Here is a 16,559-nt window from a genome sequence, read left to right as displayed (position 1 = left end):
AACCGCCAGCGGTGCCCGGGTAATCAGCGTTGCCGGTGGAGACCGAGACGCCCCCCTTGCAAAGGATCCAAGTTGCTTTCAAATCGGCATTTAGCCCTACCGGGTACGACCTGGGGCATCGAGACACATGAAGCACACACCGCCGTAGTCGCCGTGCATGGCCGGGGCCAGTCGCCAGCCTTCATGCGTGAACAGGCAACCCGGCTCGATGTTGACGGGGCTCGCTTTTATGCTCCGGCTGCCCCTGACCAGAGCTGGTACCCCAAGCCATTCCTGGAAGCATTAGCGGACAACGAGCCCGCTCTGTCACGCTCCCTGGATACACTTGGCCAGCTCGTGGACGCTGTGGAAGCTGAAGGCTTTGCCCGGGACAGCATCGTACTGTGGGGGTTCTCCCAGGGCGCTTGCCTCATCTCGCACATGCTCCTGACCCGCCCCGACCGATTGGGAGGGCTGGCACTTCTGACCGGAGGCTACCTCGGGCCCGACGTCTTAGCTGCACCGGAAGGGCTGCCCTTGCATGGAATGCCCGTCGTGATGCGCAGCATCGACAAGGACCCCTGGGTCCCCCGGGACCGTGTTGAACAGACAGCCCAATCCCTGTCAGCGGCCGGTGCAAGCGTGGACCTCGTCATCGTTGCGGGAAACGAGCACATTATTACCGACGAGGCGATGTCCGCTGTGGGCCGGCTCCTGAGCAGCATCTAGATAGGACTGAGAAATGTCACTTGTATTTGAACATTCCACCTTGGGGCAGAGAGTGCTCTTCGGGTCAGGAGAAGCCGCATCAAATCTGATTGCGGAGGTAGCCCGGATCGGCGCGCGGCGGGTGATGGTCATAGCTGCGGAATTCGAGGCCCAGATCGCCGCCGATGTTACCCACGGCATCGAAGTGGCCCTCAATTACGATGACGTTGCTCCCCATGTGCCCATTGAAAAGGCCGAGAAGGCGCGAGCTGCCGCCGCGGAGCACGGCATTGACCTCCTGGTGTCCATAGGCGGTGGATCCACCACCGGCTTGGCAAAGGCCGTGGCAATGACCTCCGGGATTCCCATTGTCGCGATACCCACCACCTACGCGGGCTCAGAAGCTACAAATGTCTGGGGCCTGACAGAAGCTGCGCGGAAGACCACAGGCGTGGACGACAAGGTTCTCCCTGTAACGGTCATTTACGACGCCGCCCTCACCACTTCCCTGCCGATTGACCTGTCCGTCGCATCCGGCCTGAATGCCCTGGCCCATTGCGTGGACTCGATGTGGGCACCCCGGGCGGACCCCATCAATCAAGCCCTTGCTGCTGAGGGGATCCGAGCCCTCAACGCGGGTCTCCCAATGATAAAGGACGATCCGGACAACCTCGCCGGACGGGAACAGGCGCTGTACGGGGCATATCTGTCAGCTGTGGCCTTCGCGTCAGCCGGTTCCGGGATGCACCACAAGATCTGTCATGTGTTGGGTGGCGCTTACAACTTGCCGCACGCCCAGACCCACGCCACCGTCTTGCCGTACGTGCTCGCCTTCAATGCACCGGCGGCCCCGGAGGCAGCTCAGCGTATCGCAGCGGCGTTCGGTGCTGATGATGCCAGTGTCGGGCTAAACCTGCTCCGGAAAACTCTGGACGCCCCGACAGCACTCAAGAACTTCGGTCTAGCGGAGGAGGACATTGCCGAGGCGGTGGGCCTCATCCTTCCCTATATCCCGACGTCCAATCCCCGTCCGGTGGACCGGGACAACCTGACCACATTGCTGCAGGCAGCCTATTCAGGGGCATCACTCGAGCTCTAAAGCGCACATACTCAACAAAATCCACGCAGTTTCTCAAGGAAGAGGACGACCAGTGATTTCTCTATTTTCGACCCGCATGCCAGGCCGCACCGGTTTCAGGCTTGCGGCTGTTTCTGTCAGTGCGATGCTGGCACTCAGCGCCTGTGGAGGATCGGCTTCGAGCCCTGCGCCTGAGCTCCCAAACAGCGCCGATCCTCATGCGCCAGAGGTAACTGAAATCAGCGCCCTTACTTTCCGCGCCCCCATCGCCGCAGCAGTCATCCAGACAGGGAAAGGCGGAGTGGGCGGGGAGTTCGGACTCAACGTCACCCCCAAATGGATTGAAAGCAGCGCAACGGCTGTTTCCCAGATCGTCTCTGGTGACGTGCAGGCAGCGCAATCAAGCTACTTCGGCGTTATCGACGCTGCACGCCAGGGCATCGATGTGGTCATTGTCAGCGAAAGTTACGCCAGCAGCCCGGGCGCGGCGTCCCTTGAGGCCTTGCCGGGCTCCGGCATCAAGGAGCTGAAGGACCTGCTCGGGAAAAAGGTGGCAGTTGTTTCGCTAAACAGCAGCCATGCGGTCAAGATCAAAGACTCCCTGAAAGAACAGGGCTTGGACCCGGCGCAGGTGGAATTCGTTGAGCTCCCGTACGGTCAGGTTGCCGCGGCCCTGCAGCAGGGCACCGTGGACGCTTCCAGCGCACAGGGAGCAAGCCTTGCCCAGGTCAAGAGCACCTTAGGTACGGTGACGGTCTTTGACTACGGCGATGGAAAATACAAAGGCATGGCGGAGTCCGGCTGGATCATGAAGAAGACTTTCATCGAGCAAAACCCCAACACTGTGGCAGCCTTTCAGTGCTCACTCCTCAGGGCAACAGAACAAGTCAAGGACAAGGCCGTCTACGCCGAAATCCTCAAGACCGACCTTGGCTTCAACGACCAAGCAGTCGCTTCTGACGTTGCCCCGGACTTCGGAGCGAAAATCCGCAGCGAACCGCTTCAATTGAACGCCGACATCCTCAAGACAATCGGTGCCATCGATGAAGATTTCGACGTTGCCAGCATCACGCTACCTACCCCGGAAAACTGCGGCTAATCCGGGCGTTTGCCACTATGAAGAGAGCAGCAAACATGGATACCCGAGGCACTCGGAACTCGGCACGTAGAAAAACTCTGTGGGCGGGACTGTCTGGAGTGGCGGGTCTGGTCTTGATTCTCGAAGCAATTTCCAGAGCCGGCTTGGTGCATCCTGACTTCCTGCCGCCTTTCTCCACTGTCCTGCGTGAATCTATCTTCGTATGGACTCGCCCCGATTTCCGCGCGGACGTAGCTTCCACCTTGGGCTCATATTTCCTGGGCCTGGGCTTATCGGCTTTAATAGCCATCCCGGCCGGGGTGCTCTTTGGGCTTTCCGAGAAATCCTACCGGCTGTCTAGGGCCGTGGTGGAACTCATCAGGCCTATCCCTCCGGTAGCCCTGATCCCGTTGGTCGTCCTGGTTTTCGGCAATGGGCTGGAAATGAAGCTTGTCATCGTGATGTTCGCAGCCGTTTGGCCAATCCTGTTCAACACCATGTACGGCGTGCATGATGTAGACCGCCAAGCGAGGGAGATGGCTCAAAGTTTTGGGCTCCGGCCATGGCAGATTATTCGCCGTGTCGTACTTCCGAGCGCGGCCCCCTTCATTGCTACTGGGATCCGAATTTCGTCTTCAATCGCCCTGATTGTGGTGATCACAGTGGAGCTGATCGCCGGCGGGGCAGACGGACTCGGTTCCTTTATCGCCCGTTCACGGGCCAGCGGAACGCAGGTCGAGCTCGTCTACGCAGGAACTCTCGTTGCCGGTTTCCTGGCACTTGTTATCAACCTGTTGATGAATAAGTGCGAGCGGCGCTGGTTCGCCTGGCAGACCACCACCAAGGAAGCGTGAACATGACATCCACAACCAAGTCCCTGCCAGCCACGTCTGCACCAAGTCCTGCAGCGGGGCGGCTGCGGCGTGTGGGTATACGGCTGGCTTATTCTTTCGGACTTCTGGTCGTATTGCTCTTAGTGTGGCAGGTGGCTACCCTCCTCCGGCCCTCGCCATTCTTCCCCACGCCCCAACGCATTTTCGCCAACGCAGGAAAATTGTTCTTTGGTGGCCCACCGTCCAGCTTGTTCCTGACTCCTGCGGTAACCAAGGATACTTTCGGAACCCTCGGACGTGTCCTAATCGGCTTCGCCCTCGGTTCAATAGCCGGCATAGTCATAGGTGTCGCGATCGGTCTCCGGCGTGTACTGCGTGACGTCACCGACCCGGTGGTGGAGTTCCTGCGTTCGATCCCGGCCACGGCCACGCTTCCCCTGTTCATCGTGCTGCTAGGCGGAGGTGACAACATGCGCGTGGCCTTTATTGCCTACGGAATCTCTTGGTTTGTTTTGATCAACACCGCCAACGGTGTCGGGTCAATCCACCCCACTCAGCTGGCTATGGGCCGGGCCTTCCGATTGCCTTGGCGCCGCCAGCTAAGCGGCATCATCCTGCCGGCAGCTATGCCGAAAATTTTCGCCGGGTTGCGGATCGCCCTTACCGGGGCGCTGATGTTCGCCATCGTCTCAGAATTCATGCTCGCCACAAACGGCATCGGCTTCCAGCTGATCCAGGCGCAGGGACGATTTCAGATCCTCAATATGTGGTCCTGGATGCTGCTCCTGGCGGTTCTGGGGCTTGTCCTGAACACCATCCTCGAAGTGGTAGAGAATCGCCTCCTCGCCTGGCACCGCCTGGCCCGCAGCTGAAAGATCCAACTCCATGAATAATCAAGGCACACGAAATACAAACACCCAGTACCCATCTGGGCCGGATGCGTCTGATCTTCCGATCCTGAGCGTCGACAACGTCACACACCAATACGACACCGGGCCTGGCGCTCACACCGCCATCAAGGGGCTCTCCTTCAACGTATACCCAGGAGAGTTCGTATCAATTGTGGGACCCTCCGGCGCCGGGAAAACCACACTCCTCCGCACGTTGTCGGGACTACTCACGCCCACGAGCGGCGCCGTCGCAATCTCGGGAAAGAAAGTAACCGGCGTACCCGAAGGCATGGCAATGGTGTTCCAGGACTACAGCAGATCACTGCTGCCCTGGCTTACCGTGGAAAAGAATGTTGCCTTCCCGTTGGACAAGACCAGCGGCTCGCCGGATGAACGCAAGGCCCTAGTTGCTGAAAGTCTTCTGGCTGTAGGCCTGGAAGGCTACAGCGACCGATACCCCTGGCAGCTTTCCGGCGGCATGCAACAGCGGGTTGCCATCGCACGTGCCCTAGCCTACAAACCCTCACTCCTGCTCATGGACGAACCGTTTGCCTCTGTAGACGCACAGACTCGGGCTGAACTCGAAGACCTGGTCCTGACACTCCGGCAGCGATACTCCGTAACCATCCTCTTCGTCACTCACGATATAGATGAAAGCGTTTACCTTGCGGACCGCGTGTTGGTTCTGTCAAGCTCCCCTGCTCGCCTGGTTGAAAACATTACGGTGGACCTGCCCGAGCCCAGAGATCAGATCTCAACGAAGGAGAACCCGACGTTTGTCAATCTCCGCGGTCATGTGGCCCGTCTAATCCGTAGTGGCGGGCGCACAGGAGAAGATACCTCAGAATGAGGATGCAGGCAGCGGTACTGGAACAGTTTGGCGTCCCAATGCCCGTACACCAGGTCGATCTGCAGGCACCCGCCGCCGAGGAAGTGGTCGTCCGCACAACTGCTGCTCCCTTTTGTTCTACGGACTGGCTTGGGTGGAAGGCTATGCGCAATAAGAAGCCCCCGGTGATTCTGGGGCACACAGCCGTGGGCGTCGTAGAGAAAGCAGGAGCAGACGTCACCGGTGTCAAGGAGGGGGATCTCGTGGTTGTCGCGGGAACGCCGGAGTGTAAGAAATGCTTTTATTGCGCGATCAGCAGACCCGATCAGTGCAGTGCCCTGCTGGATCAGCCCGAACCCCTCGTGGCGACAAGAGAAGACGGCACACGCATCAAAGCCGCGGGCAGGGTAGGGGCTTACGCGGAATACATGCTCGCCAACCAAAATCAGATATGGCCCCTTACGAGCGACCTGCCCCACGCACAGTTGAGCCTACTCGGCTGCGGCATAACCACTGGGCACGGAGCAGTCTTCAACGTGGCGGAAGTGAAGGCCGGGCAGTCCGTGGCCATAGTGGGTCTGGGACACGTCGGTCAGTGGATGGTCCAAGCCGCCCGGGTGGCTGGGGCTGAAATGATCATCGGCTTGGACATGCTTCCCGTCCGGCGAGAGTTGGCTTTGGAGCTGGGAGCAACCCATGTCCTGGACCCGACCAAATCTGACCCTGTTGAACAGGTCCGGAACCTGACCAAGGGCCGCGGGGCCGATGTCGTACTGGAAGCCGCGGGGCCGGAATCTGCAGTCCAACAGGCCGTGCTCATGTCCCGACGGGCCGGAACAGTCGTGCTCACAGGAGTCCAGCAGTACGAGGCCTCCATAAACCTGCCGCAACTGGCGCTGGCGATCCACGGCCGGCGGATCCTCGCCTGCCAAAATGGCCAAAGTATCATGGGCCGGGACATCCCCTTATGCCTGAACTTATTAGAGACAGGACAGTACAAAGCCGGACCTCTGGTGACTGCAGAATATCCGCTTTCGAAAATTAATGAGGCCATGTACGCCTCAGGCGAGCTGAGGGACCTCAGCGGAGTCCTCACCTTCTAACAGGCTTTCAATTTGGCACACACCAGCGCCAAAAAATCACGAATCCAGAGGTCACACAAACATGGAATACGTAAAACTCGGGTCAACCGGCCTCGATGTCTCGAGACTGATTCTCGGCTGCATGACATACGGCGAACCGGCACGCGGCACTCACCCGTGGACGCTCAACGAGGAAGCCAGCCGACCTGTCATCAAACATGCCCTGGAAGCCGGAATCAATTTCTACGACACCGCCAACACATATTCAAACGGCAGCAGCGAGGAAATCGTGGGCCGGGCGCTGGCCGACTACGCCCGAAGGGATGACATCGTGCTCGCCACAAAGGTCTTCCAAGGGATGCGCCAAGGACCCAACACAGCGGGGCTGTCCCGCAAAGCAATATTTCAGGAACTGGACGCCAGCCTAAAACGCCTGGGAACCGAATATATCGACCTTTACCAGATCCACCGGTGGGACCCCAACACCCCGATCGAGGAAACCCTTGAGGCCCTCCACGACGTAGTGAAGGCCGGCAAAGTCCGGTACCTCGGAGCCTCCTCCATGTGGGCATGGCAGTTCTCCAAGGCCCAATACACCGCCAGAGCAAACAACTGGACCCCGTTCATAAGCATGCAGAACCAATACAACCTCCTCAATCGGGAAGAGGAACGGGAGATGCTGCCGCTGTGCCAAGACCTAGGTGTTGGCGTCATTCCATGGAGCCCCATGGCCCGTGGAAGGCTCACCCGCAAATGGGAAGACAGTACGGACAGGCAAGAAACTGACGAAGTCGCCAAGTCCTTGTACCAGTCCAGCGACGGCGACATCGTCGACTCCGTATCACGGGTCGCCGAAGCCCGCGGTGTGCCCATGGCCCAGATAGCTCTCGCCTGGGTTGCCCAGCGGCCCGGCATTACCGCTCCGATCATCGGCGCAAAGAGAGAAAAACACATAGACGACGCCCTGGCCGCGCTTCAAATTGACCTCGAACCGGAGGAACTGTCGAGCCTGGAGGCTTGCTACTCCCCACGTCAGGCTGCCGGCTTCTAAAGGCTCACGTTGGCGATAAGCACTTTCCGGACCGCAGAGTGCTAAATTGTATGACAGAGAATCATTTCATCTACCGCCAAGGGACTCATGTCGACAACAACCAACTCACTGTCCGCGGCTTGGGTCTCTAGCCCCGTAGGTCGGATCGCTGCCCCTTTGCGGGAGCAGGTCATTTCCGCTCTTCGCGAGGCCATTCTGGACTTTCGCCTTAAACCGGGGCAACGGCTTGTTGAACGAGAGCTTATTGAACAGCTCGGAGTTTCACGGACCACCGTCCGGGAAGCACTGCGGGAACTCACCTCTGAGGGCCTAGTGACGGTTGTACCCCAAAAAGGAGCCATCGTTGCCGCCCCTACTCCAGATGAAGCCCACGACTTGTATGAGGCTCGTGCTGCTTTGGAGTCCCTAGTGGTCCGGCGCTTCGCCGAGAGGGCTACCAAGTCACAAATCATTCGGCTGAGCGCAGCAGCCGAGGCGTTCGCAGAGACAGCCGGACTCCACGTCGAAGCATCCACAATTCTGGCCGCCAAAGACGTCTTTTACGACGTTCTCCTCGAAGGCGCCGGAACCACTGTCCTGCAGCAGTTAACAGAAACCATTCAGGCGCGACTGCGTGTGCTCCGGGGAACGGCGATGTCAACAGAGGGACATAGCTCAGCTGCAGACGAGCTGCGCAGCATTGTCGCGGCCATCGAAGCGGGAGACGGTAACTTAGCGGCAGAGCGCTACGAAGCCCACATCCGTCGCGCAGGAGCAAATGCTCTTCGGAGCCTCCAAGAAGCCAAAGTCAGCGACTGACATGGACGCCTGACTGTTAATAGCTGGTTGGGCAAAGCGCTGGCATGCACGGTTTGCTCCTCATAAGGCCGCCACCCCGTTCGGCCGGTTCGACGTCTTTGCGGCAAAGGAGGCTGTCGAAATAGGCCACACCCAAAACTGACGCCAAAAACGCCCGACATGGGAGGATTCCCCTTGTTATCCCACCCCGCGACCCAGCCACAACAGGTGACATAGCCACCCGTTGCCCCAGCCAACCTCCCCAAGTCCAGATTCATCGGGTCATTTGGACTCTTCCAATGTCCCCCAGCCCTTTTTCTTCTCCCTCCGTCTGTCAGGGTGGGATCTGAGAGCATCATGAGCCACTGTCAATGAAACTGGGATTCCGCTCTAGTCTTACGCCAGCGCACAAGGCCGGGGACGCATTTCCCGGGACAGAGCCGGAGGCGCCCGCCCTTCCTTGACCACCACCCCATGCACCGTCAAGCTAGCTTGACTCCATGGAAGGTGATTCGGGATCGATCGAGCAAGCACTCCATAGCGGTGATGTCCACGAGTTACTCACGGTCTGGGAAAACTTCAATCGCGGTGAGACCTGGCGCGGAGCTTCTGCGACGGGCAGCGACCAAGCGCGGATGGCCGCAGCACAGTTCCTTGCGGAAGTAAGGGAAGTCGCAGCACTCGAGGCGCTGCGCGCGAATGCGAAGGCCGTGGAGCTGCTCACGGGCAGGCGCTGGTACGTCATCAAGTCCGCCCGCGAGGCCGGTGCGACGTGGTCCCAAGTCGGCGAAGCACTTGGGATCACGAAGCAGGCCGCCTACGACTTTTACCGGCGCAGGATCGAAGAGCAGGAGAAGTACCTGCCGGACCTTCACGACGCGGCGGCCGCGCGTGCAGTCCTGGATGAAGTCAACGACGACTAGCCACCCCCATACCCCGCCTCCTGTGCGGGCGGAGCAAGGCTGGCCGCCAACTCCCCCAGAGCGACGAAAGATCAATTATCGGCTCAAAAGAAACGCCTAGTCAGAAGGGGTTTTTCAGGGAACTAACACGCCTGTGATCCTGATGGCGTGCAGCAGATCCGGGTCGTCAGCCGCGAAGTTTTTCTTGATAGGACTGCAGCCAGTATTGGGCTTGTCCATGAACACCGCCCAGCAGTGATTGCCCTCGGAAACGCCGAACTTTGACGGGTAACGCAAGCCCTGAGTTGACCCGCCGGTGTCGAGCTTCTGGTCGCGGATCCAGCTGGCAATGCGCGTGGTCACCTCCCGGTCATCACCGGTGAGGTCAGAGATGGTCATTTTGGGTGCACCGGAGATGCCGGACGCCCGGATAGCCATGAGCGTATCCATGTTGGCCAGGTCCACCCAGGTCGCTGTCCCGTACTGTAGTTCGTACATGGCGCGCTCGGACCGCCAGTCCGCATCGACACCCTCCACGGGCACGCCGGCGTCGCGCAGTTCCTGAAGCAGGACATGCAACTCCACGCCCAGGAACTTTGCCTCCTCATGCAGGCCAGCGAAATCATTGGCCGACGGCGCCTTGTAGGCCAGCGACTCCACGAAGGCAGTGACCCGCTTCTCGGCACCATAAATCGTCAGCCCTGGGGTATCGAAGCGGTTCCATTCTGTCCGGAACACGGCTGGTGTGTCCGGCCGCGGCCGCGGGTTCAAGGGTCCGCGGTCAAGCCTGACCTGTGAAACCCGATACATATTGACCGGCCGCTCCAGCAAGGCCATCCCGGTCACTGCGCATGTGCGCGTGATCAACCGTCGTAGGCTTCCTCAAGAAGTGCTCGCATGGCCGCTGCGGCTTCATTGAACCGTTCTTCGCGGATGGCCCTGACGGGCGTGGTGTAGCCCAGCCTCGGATTGACGGTGATCGCCCACGCTTGGGCAACGCTTCGCCGATGGGCCGACTCGATCTGCTTCAATAAGTCATAGGCAAACCGGAGGCGTTCCTGCTCGGGCGGTGGCACAGCCAGTGATCCGTTGGCCCACTTGCGAGCCTGCCCGGGATCCTTTTTGCCAGCCATTCCGGCGACGATCCGCGGGGTCAGTAGATCGTTGAGCTCACGGACGATGTCCGCGGTGTCGATCATGACTGAATCAGTCCTGTGGCGGGGTCCGCCTGGTGCGAGTGACATAACCGCTCCTTCCTAGGGCCCCACATTACCAGCGCTGCCCGCTCGATGCCAGAGGTGTGCCTACAATATGCCTGTTCTGTGCCTGTACGGCGAGCCACCCGACTAGCCTGGATGTGCAGGGCCAGCCTGGATGCGCATCGAGCGTGTCATCTCCCATGTGCGGACACACCGGTCCCCCACACCGACCCCCGTCTACGCATGGTTGCGGGCATGAATAACATCCTGGTTCGCATCTTCTATGTGCTGTTTCTCAGCGCCATCATCTCGCTGTTCGTCGGGTCCGGGATCTCCACGTTCCATCCAGGACCCGAAATGTCAGACCACCCGTCCACCTACGGACTCGAATACGATTCACCGGCCTACGAGCTACCCGCGCAGCATCCCAGCCGAAGGTCACCACGCCCAATCGGGCGGTGGCTGCTCTGTAGCAAGGATGCGACGAGCCGTCTTCTCCGCGTGCGTAGTCCCGCACTCACCGAATGGGCCTCGCTTGGTGAAAAGAACAGTAGCGTGGCGGTCGAAGTGATCAATCCACCACGAGGACATCCCACCGCTGGCCTGGGCTTCAAGCCATTGTTCATAGAGGGCTCGGAACCTGTCGACGGCCTCGGGGTGATTCCACCACTGGGAACACCAGTGCTGGTTCTGCGATCGGTCCACTGACTCCAGCATCGCTGCAAGGCCCTCTACCCAATCCACCAACTCTTCCGAAGTGAACGCGAAGTCCTCTCCCCCGCCCTGACCGTTAGGGTCGATACCGGCGGCAGCATCGGCTACATCATCGTCATGGGGTGCGGTCATGAGAGGTGTCCTCTTGTGCCTGTCTTGATACGTTCGACCGTGGAGCCGATACGCGCGCTGATGGTCTTGTCCCGGAACCAGGGCACGGTACGCACGATCGTCCCTCCCCCGTTGGAGGTCTTCACCCACGCGCGGTTAGCCGGAAGCTCGGAGAGCTGGGAGACGGACATGATGTCGCGCCGCTGAATCTGCACCGAACGGGATGACCCGTTCCTCGAGGTGGAGGAGTTGCGGATTTTCGCGTCGTACTGGCCGATGGTCTTGGATAAGGATTCGAGGAACTGTGTGTCGTCGGACCCTCCACCGTAGACCTTGATCGCGGCTGCGGACCACAGGGTGTCCCAGCCGGTGCGTTCAAGCATGGCCACGCCCTGCCCGCGGGTCTGAAAGTACGCGCTGACGACGATTCCCATGGACCCGAAGAACGAATACCACTCAGGCAGCTGCTTGAGCTTGACGACGTTCCCGACCTCGTCCAGATCAGCGACAAGGGGTACCTGCAGGCGGCCACCCGCCCGCCGGGCTGTGTGCTGGGCTACGGTGAACACGGCGTAGACAAGGGTGGAGACGAACGCGGCACCGGAGCCGGCGGCGTCCTGTGAGAGCAGGATCAAGGTGTCTTTGCTGGTGACGAAGCTGACCGGGTCGAATACCGGAACGCCGGGGGTCGGCGTCGACCACGCGACCAGCTCGTCGTGCACGAGGGCGGAAGCCATGCGCTGCGCGCTGGCTGCCACGGACCCGCGGGTATCCTCCGGCTGGGCGCTCATGCCCTTCAACGCCGACGCAGGGCCTGCGTGGCCGGCGCGTTCCAGGAGTTCGGCTGGTTCCATGAAGTCCGCTGAGGCTGCCCATCGCAGGACCTCCTTCATCGTCTGGCCGTTCTTCGCGGCCGCGAGCAGGCACCAGGACAGGAAGTCACGCCCTTGCGAGTCGAACTGGGCATCTCCCTTGCCCTGACCGGCGTTCGGCGCGGACGAGGTTTCGAAGATCGATGCGACCTCGCCTGCGCTCACGGTATCGGTGACGACGGTGAGCGGGTTGAAGATCATCGCGGGCCGGTGGCTGTCGCGCCAGATCCGCTGCGGATCGAACAGCCACACTGTTCCGGTATCGGAGCGGGCGGCCAGGACCTCAGCCACGCCGTCGACCTTGTTGCTGGTCATCATGTACGGGCCGGGGGCTTCGGTGGCGTGACGGACGACCTGTGTCGTCGTCTTGCCCCTCCCTGTACCCCAGACATGGGTCGAGCACTCACGCCAGCCCTGGATAACTGCCTTGGTGCCGGTCTCCCCTGCGTACCCGATCGTCAGGCCCGGGCCGATGCCCTTCGCCTCAGGGTGTAGGCGGGCCGCTTCAGTGAGGCGGGCATCGAGCATCGCCGGACGCATCTTCCGGCCAGGACTCATGCGCCGCGACGCCTCCGCGGTCCTCGACACCGGGCGGGTGCTCCACCACGCGAAGGCAGCAATGACCACGACCGCTTCCACGCCGAGCAACCAGCTCGCGGCCACCGGCCACGGATCCCCGGTAGCCAGTCCCACCGCGAGAGTGATCGGGTTCCATGACAGGTCGGTGGGAACCGGTGTGAAGGCTTCCCCGAGGTGAATCAGGGCGACGGCGACGAACGCGGCCAGGACGACGCTCGAGAACGCGATGACTGGGCCGTTCTCCTCGTTCTTCATCGGTTCACCTTCGCCTGCGCAGCAGCCCACGCCTGGTTCGTGTTGTGGGCCCTGAGTTCGCCGGCGGTGAGGTTCACCCGGAACGGCACACCGGGTTCGGACCCAGTTTTCAGCATGAACCGGCCACGTCCGGGAGGAGGTGAAACCTGATTGGTGTTAGGGTTCATCGACCCTTCGGCCGACCAGCCGACCAGCATCGCTTTCTCCCGCTCGGAGACGGGGAACACGGTTTCCAGCAGGTCCATCTCGTTCTGCGCGAGTCCGCCGAGGATCTTTACGCTGGAGCGTTCCACGAAGCCGGTGGCGATCTTCGTCAACTCGTCGGTGGACAGCTGCAGGTCCTTCATGGAGTGCGTGATCATCAGCTGACCCAAGCCCTTGGTCCGGTTCAGGCGCGTGATCGAGTCGATCTGGTGGACCAGCAGCTCACTGGCGCGCAAGGACTGCCACAGCTCGTCCATGATCATCAGGTGATGGCGTTCCTCCATGAGCCCAGCATCGGCGAGGGTCTTCGCGGCCGAGATGCCGGCCTGCCCGTAGGACCAGCACACCGTCTGCACCGCGGCGCGGAGCGTCAGCTGGGACTCGTCGATGAGGGAAATATCGAAGTCCACGGAGGTGTCGATCTTCATTTCCTTCGTGGTCTGCTGGCAGAACACGTCCCCGAACGGACCGTGCTCGCCGAGGGCGTTCAGTCCCGCCAGGAGATTCTTGACCTGCGGCAGGTACTCCGTGGACTCCTCGATGAGCAACGCCGACTGGATCTGCTGCGGCGCGGACTTGATGGCGGCGACGACGTCGCCGACCAGCGGCTGCTGGTCCTCAGCTTCCGCTTTCTCCGCGGCCATGGCGATCGCCATGGACAGCACCGTCTGTTCCTGCTTCTTCGCATCCAACGGTTCCTTGAACACCAGTTCGATGAGCCCGGTGAGGGTCATTAGGCGTCGGGCGTGGATCTCGGCGCGCATCTGCCGCTGCATCGGGGCGGGCAGGCGTTCAAGTTCCCGCCAGAGCGGACCGGCGTCGAGCGGGTTGATAGCTCCGACACCGGGGGCGACCTGCACGACCTGCCCGTTGGTTTCCAGGACGACGCCGGCGAAGTCGGGCTTGAGGTCCCCTGCCACGAGGATCAGGAACCCCTGGTCGATCAGCGCCAACGCCATGCGGACGGCGACCGAAGATTTCCCGCGCCCGTTCAGACCGAGGATGAACCCGGACGGGGAGGAGATGATGCCGTGCAGGAACAAGCTGATCGGATCCCCGCACACCACGGAGCCGTTGAGGAGGTTCCGACCCAGAACCGCGCCAACCAGCGGCGAGGATGTACCGACGCAGAACGGCCACAGGCCCGCGGTCTGGTTAGAGGTGGCCGTGAACTCCGGCGGAGGTTCTACCCACGTCACCATCCCGCCATCGCGGACCCGCATGCCCTTCTCCGTGAGCTGCGGGAACGCCGAGGCTGTAACGGCGGCCGCGGCCTCGGACCGTCCCAGGAATCGGTCCATGACCTTATCGACGAGCTGATCAAACGCGGACATTAGAGGGCCTTCCTGACGTCGGAGGAGATGGTGGCCAGGCGCTCGGGGACGAGCCCCAGCCCAAGGTTGAAGGAGAACGCGGCGTCGTCGTTGTAGTCACAGGACCGCATGCGGATCTGGATGCCGGTCGCCGCGTTACGCATGATCATCGCCTCGACCTGCGGCAACTGTTCCGGGCTTTCGACCGTCGCGGTGACTCCGATGGCGAAGCGCACCAGTGCAGCGCCCTCGGCCTGCTCCCGCTCTGCCTTGCGTGCCTTTTCGAGGGCGATGATCTGCGAGCTGGTGGGGCGTCGGCCCTTCTGGTTCGTGGCGAACTGCGCATTGGTGAGTGCCTGCGCGACCTGCTGCGCGGACTTCTCCGGCGGCTGTGGGCGGTAGAACACTGTCACGCGCTTCTGGAGCATGCTCGCGTCGGGACCCAGCAGGGCCACCAGTGCGTTCTCGCGGAACGTCCCGGCCGGCGGCCGGAACATCTGCCATGACTTGCTCGTCACCCCGGCGTGGTCATACCTGCCGGGGTATCCGATGGTCCGGGCGGCTGAGGGGCCGACCTCGTTCCAGCCCAGGCCGGTCCCGTCACCGGAAAGACGGGCGCGTTCGACGGCGGCTGCGGCGCGTGGGTTGAAAGCGACGTAGGTCTGGTCGGTGAGGTCAGCGGCCCGCATCAGGGACACGCTGCCCGCGCCGACGTCCTCGAGTTCTTCCTTGAACCCCTGCAGGAGGGACTTCACATCGGCCACCAGTTCCTCGGCCGAGCGTTCCGGTACACGGTCGCTGTCGTGGGCTTTGCCGCTGAATGTCAGGGCCACCCACTGCTCGAGTTTGGGCACGTTGTGGTTGAGGTTGTTCACGACGTCGTCCATGACCATGCGGGCGAAATCGGGGACTTCGTGGGATCCGGCCTGTTGCCGGGCCACCGCGATAGCGTCAGGCAGGCGTTCGCCCGGATCGGTGGTCGACTGCGTCGTCACGGAAATCTGCTCGACCCGGGCGTTGGAGCCAGCGTCGCGCTGGAACGCGGCCCACGAGCCGACGAGCCGGTTCACGCGGTCCTGATCCAGCAGGCCCAGCCCGGAGGAGTTGGTGGAGAAGAATACGGTGCCGGTCTTCAGTTTCGGGTGCCACAGCATGACACCCTCGTTGCCGAAAAGGTCCTGGAAGTCGATCAGCTCCGTTGCGGCCAGCAGGCCCGGAGCGCGGAATGAACCGTCCGGGATCTGCGAAACGGGCCCGGACTTGTAGACCGTCTTCCCCGCCTTCTTGGCTTTGGAGTGCATGCTGCGCGCAAGCCAGCGCTCAGGCTTCGACCGGCCGTGACGGTCCTTGGAGCCAAGGATGGTGGCTGCGATGAACGCGGCCAGGGCGATGCCGACGGCCACCCAAATTTGCGAGGCCATGATGGCGATGAACACCCCGACCGCTCCCGTGCCCAGGACGACGGTCGAGGCCATCGAGAACCCCATCAGACCTGCCGTCCGGTCTTCTGCGATGTTGCCGTACTGCCGGACGATTGTCTGTTCGGTACTCACTGGTCATCCCCACTTTCCACTGCGCGTTCCATGTCTCTTGCTGTTTCCCGTAGTGCGTACTCGAGGCGTTGCTGGCTTTGGGGGGACTTATCCGCCCCGGAGGGCGCACCAGCCCGGAAGCCCTCAGCCGTCGGCGAGGTCGCGGGCGAGGCCCCAGATGCCTCCGTCGGAGCCTTGTCACCTGATGTTGCGGGCTCTGCCCCACTTGGTCCTCCAGCTGACGAGCTGCCATCGCCTGCACCGGATGGTGCTTCCGAAGGTGCGCCGGTCCGTTCCGCCTGAGGTTGTGCACCCGTTGGTCCGTTCGAACCGGGCCCGCTGTTTCCGCCAGCACCACCGGCACCGTTGCCGGCACCGCCTGCACCAGTACCGGAATCACCGCCCGGGGACGTCTCTGCCCCGGATCGTTCCAGCCGCTGCGCTGCGCCTGAAGGACCACCAGAACCTCCACCGGGGCTTCCATCACTTCCTCCAGATGCCCCTCCACCTGAGTCCGATGCCGGCGCGGTGGGCTGCTCCGGCCCCTCCTCTGCCCCGGACGGGCCGGTGCCA

16 protein-coding genes are annotated in these 16,559 nt (G+C 61.7%); 10 read left to right on the top strand and 6 right to left on the bottom strand.

Translation table 11 applies throughout. From position 1 onward, the window contains the following. The first annotated feature begins 117 nt into the window (after positions 1-117). From K728_RS0115985 to K728_RS20265, 10 genes are all read left to right on the top strand, one after another. Complete coding sequence (locus K728_RS0115985; RefSeq protein ID WP_272944199.1) at positions 118-708, top strand: alpha/beta hydrolase; 591 nt, start codon at positions 118-120, stop codon at positions 706-708. Between the two features lie 13 nt (positions 709-721). Continuing rightward, positions 722-1,786, top strand: coding sequence for a maleylacetate reductase (locus tag K728_RS0115980; protein WP_024477324.1), 1,065 nt, complete (start codon positions 722-724; stop codon positions 1,784-1,786). Positions 1,787-1,862: 76 nt separating this feature from the next. Next, positions 1,863-2,864, top strand: coding sequence for an ABC transporter substrate-binding protein (locus K728_RS0115975; RefSeq protein WP_024477323.1), 1,002 nt, complete (start codon positions 1,863-1,865; stop codon positions 2,862-2,864). A 242-nt stretch (positions 2,865-3,106) separates the two neighbouring features. After that, positions 3,107-3,697 (top strand): ABC transporter permease, encoded by a 591-nt coding sequence (locus K728_RS0115970; protein ID WP_162148070.1) that lies wholly within the window; start codon positions 3,107-3,109, stop codon positions 3,695-3,697. Between the two features lie 131 nt (positions 3,698-3,828). Continuing rightward, on the top strand, positions 3,829-4,548 hold the full coding sequence (locus K728_RS0115965; RefSeq protein ID WP_162148069.1) for an ABC transporter permease: 720 nt from the start codon (positions 3,829-3,831) through the stop codon (positions 4,546-4,548). Positions 4,549-4,561: 13 nt separating this feature from the next. After that, the gene (locus K728_RS0115960) at positions 4,562-5,416 is read left to right on the top strand and encodes an ABC transporter ATP-binding protein (RefSeq protein WP_202805331.1); all 855 of its coding nucleotides are present in this window, start codon (positions 4,562-4,564) and stop codon (positions 5,414-5,416) included. Beyond that, complete coding sequence (locus tag K728_RS0115955) at positions 5,413-6,498, top strand: zinc-binding dehydrogenase (RefSeq protein WP_051317718.1); 1,086 nt, start codon at positions 5,413-5,415, stop codon at positions 6,496-6,498. Before K728_RS0115960 ends, K728_RS0115955 begins: the two co-directional genes overlap by 4 nt. Before the next feature lie 61 nt (positions 6,499-6,559). After that, positions 6,560-7,528, top strand: a complete 969-nt coding sequence (locus tag K728_RS0115950; protein ID WP_024477318.1) for an aldo/keto reductase — start codon at positions 6,560-6,562, stop codon at positions 7,526-7,528. Positions 7,529-7,615: 87 nt separating this feature from the next. Beyond that, positions 7,616-8,326: a GntR family transcriptional regulator gene (locus K728_RS0115945; protein ID WP_051317717.1), complete on the top strand. Its 711-nt coding sequence runs from the start codon at positions 7,616-7,618 to the stop codon at positions 8,324-8,326. A gap of 479 nt (positions 8,327-8,805) precedes the next feature. After that, positions 8,806-9,228 (top strand): hypothetical protein, encoded by a 423-nt coding sequence (locus K728_RS20265; RefSeq protein ID WP_024477316.1) that lies wholly within the window; start codon positions 8,806-8,808, stop codon positions 9,226-9,228. A 114-nt stretch (positions 9,229-9,342) separates the two neighbouring features. Here the strand turns inward: K728_RS20265 and K728_RS0115935 are convergent, their stop codons facing one another. The 6 genes from K728_RS0115935 to K728_RS0115910 form a co-directional block, all read right to left on the bottom strand. Continuing rightward, positions 9,343-10,074, bottom strand: coding sequence for an RES family NAD+ phosphorylase (locus K728_RS0115935; RefSeq protein ID WP_156911365.1), 732 nt, complete (start codon positions 10,072-10,074; stop codon positions 9,343-9,345). Continuing rightward, on the bottom strand, positions 10,071-10,451 hold the full coding sequence (locus K728_RS0115930) for a hypothetical protein (protein WP_024477314.1): 381 nt from the start codon (positions 10,449-10,451) through the stop codon (positions 10,071-10,073). The genes K728_RS0115935 and K728_RS0115930 overlap by 4 nt, the downstream gene beginning before the upstream one ends. A 393-nt stretch (positions 10,452-10,844) precedes the next feature. After that, entirely contained in the window at positions 10,845-11,252 is a 408-nt protein-coding gene (locus K728_RS20755) for a DUF4913 domain-containing protein (RefSeq protein WP_084442924.1), read from the bottom strand. Continuing rightward, on the bottom strand, positions 11,249-12,937 hold the full coding sequence (locus K728_RS0115920; protein WP_024477312.1) for a type IV secretory system conjugative DNA transfer family protein: 1,689 nt from the start codon (positions 12,935-12,937) through the stop codon (positions 11,249-11,251). The genes K728_RS20755 and K728_RS0115920 overlap by 4 nt, the downstream gene beginning before the upstream one ends. Beyond that, complete coding sequence (locus K728_RS0115915; protein ID WP_024477311.1) at positions 12,934-14,475, bottom strand: hypothetical protein; 1,542 nt, start codon at positions 14,473-14,475, stop codon at positions 12,934-12,936. The genes K728_RS0115920 and K728_RS0115915 overlap by 4 nt, the downstream gene beginning before the upstream one ends. After that, a complete protein-coding gene (locus K728_RS0115910; protein WP_024477310.1) occupies positions 14,475-16,007 on the bottom strand; it encodes an SCO6880 family protein in 1,533 nt (510 codons plus the stop codon). The genes K728_RS0115915 and K728_RS0115910 overlap by 1 nt, the downstream gene beginning before the upstream one ends. Between the last annotated feature and the right edge of the window lie 552 nt (positions 16,008-16,559).

Source organism: Arthrobacter sp. CAL618 (assembly GCF_000468215.1).
In the GTDB taxonomy this organism is placed as follows: domain Bacteria; phylum Actinomycetota; class Actinomycetes; order Actinomycetales; family Micrococcaceae; genus Arthrobacter_D.
The sequence above is the reverse complement of the archived record's forward strand: the minus strand, read 5'-3'. Positions and strand labels throughout refer to the sequence as shown.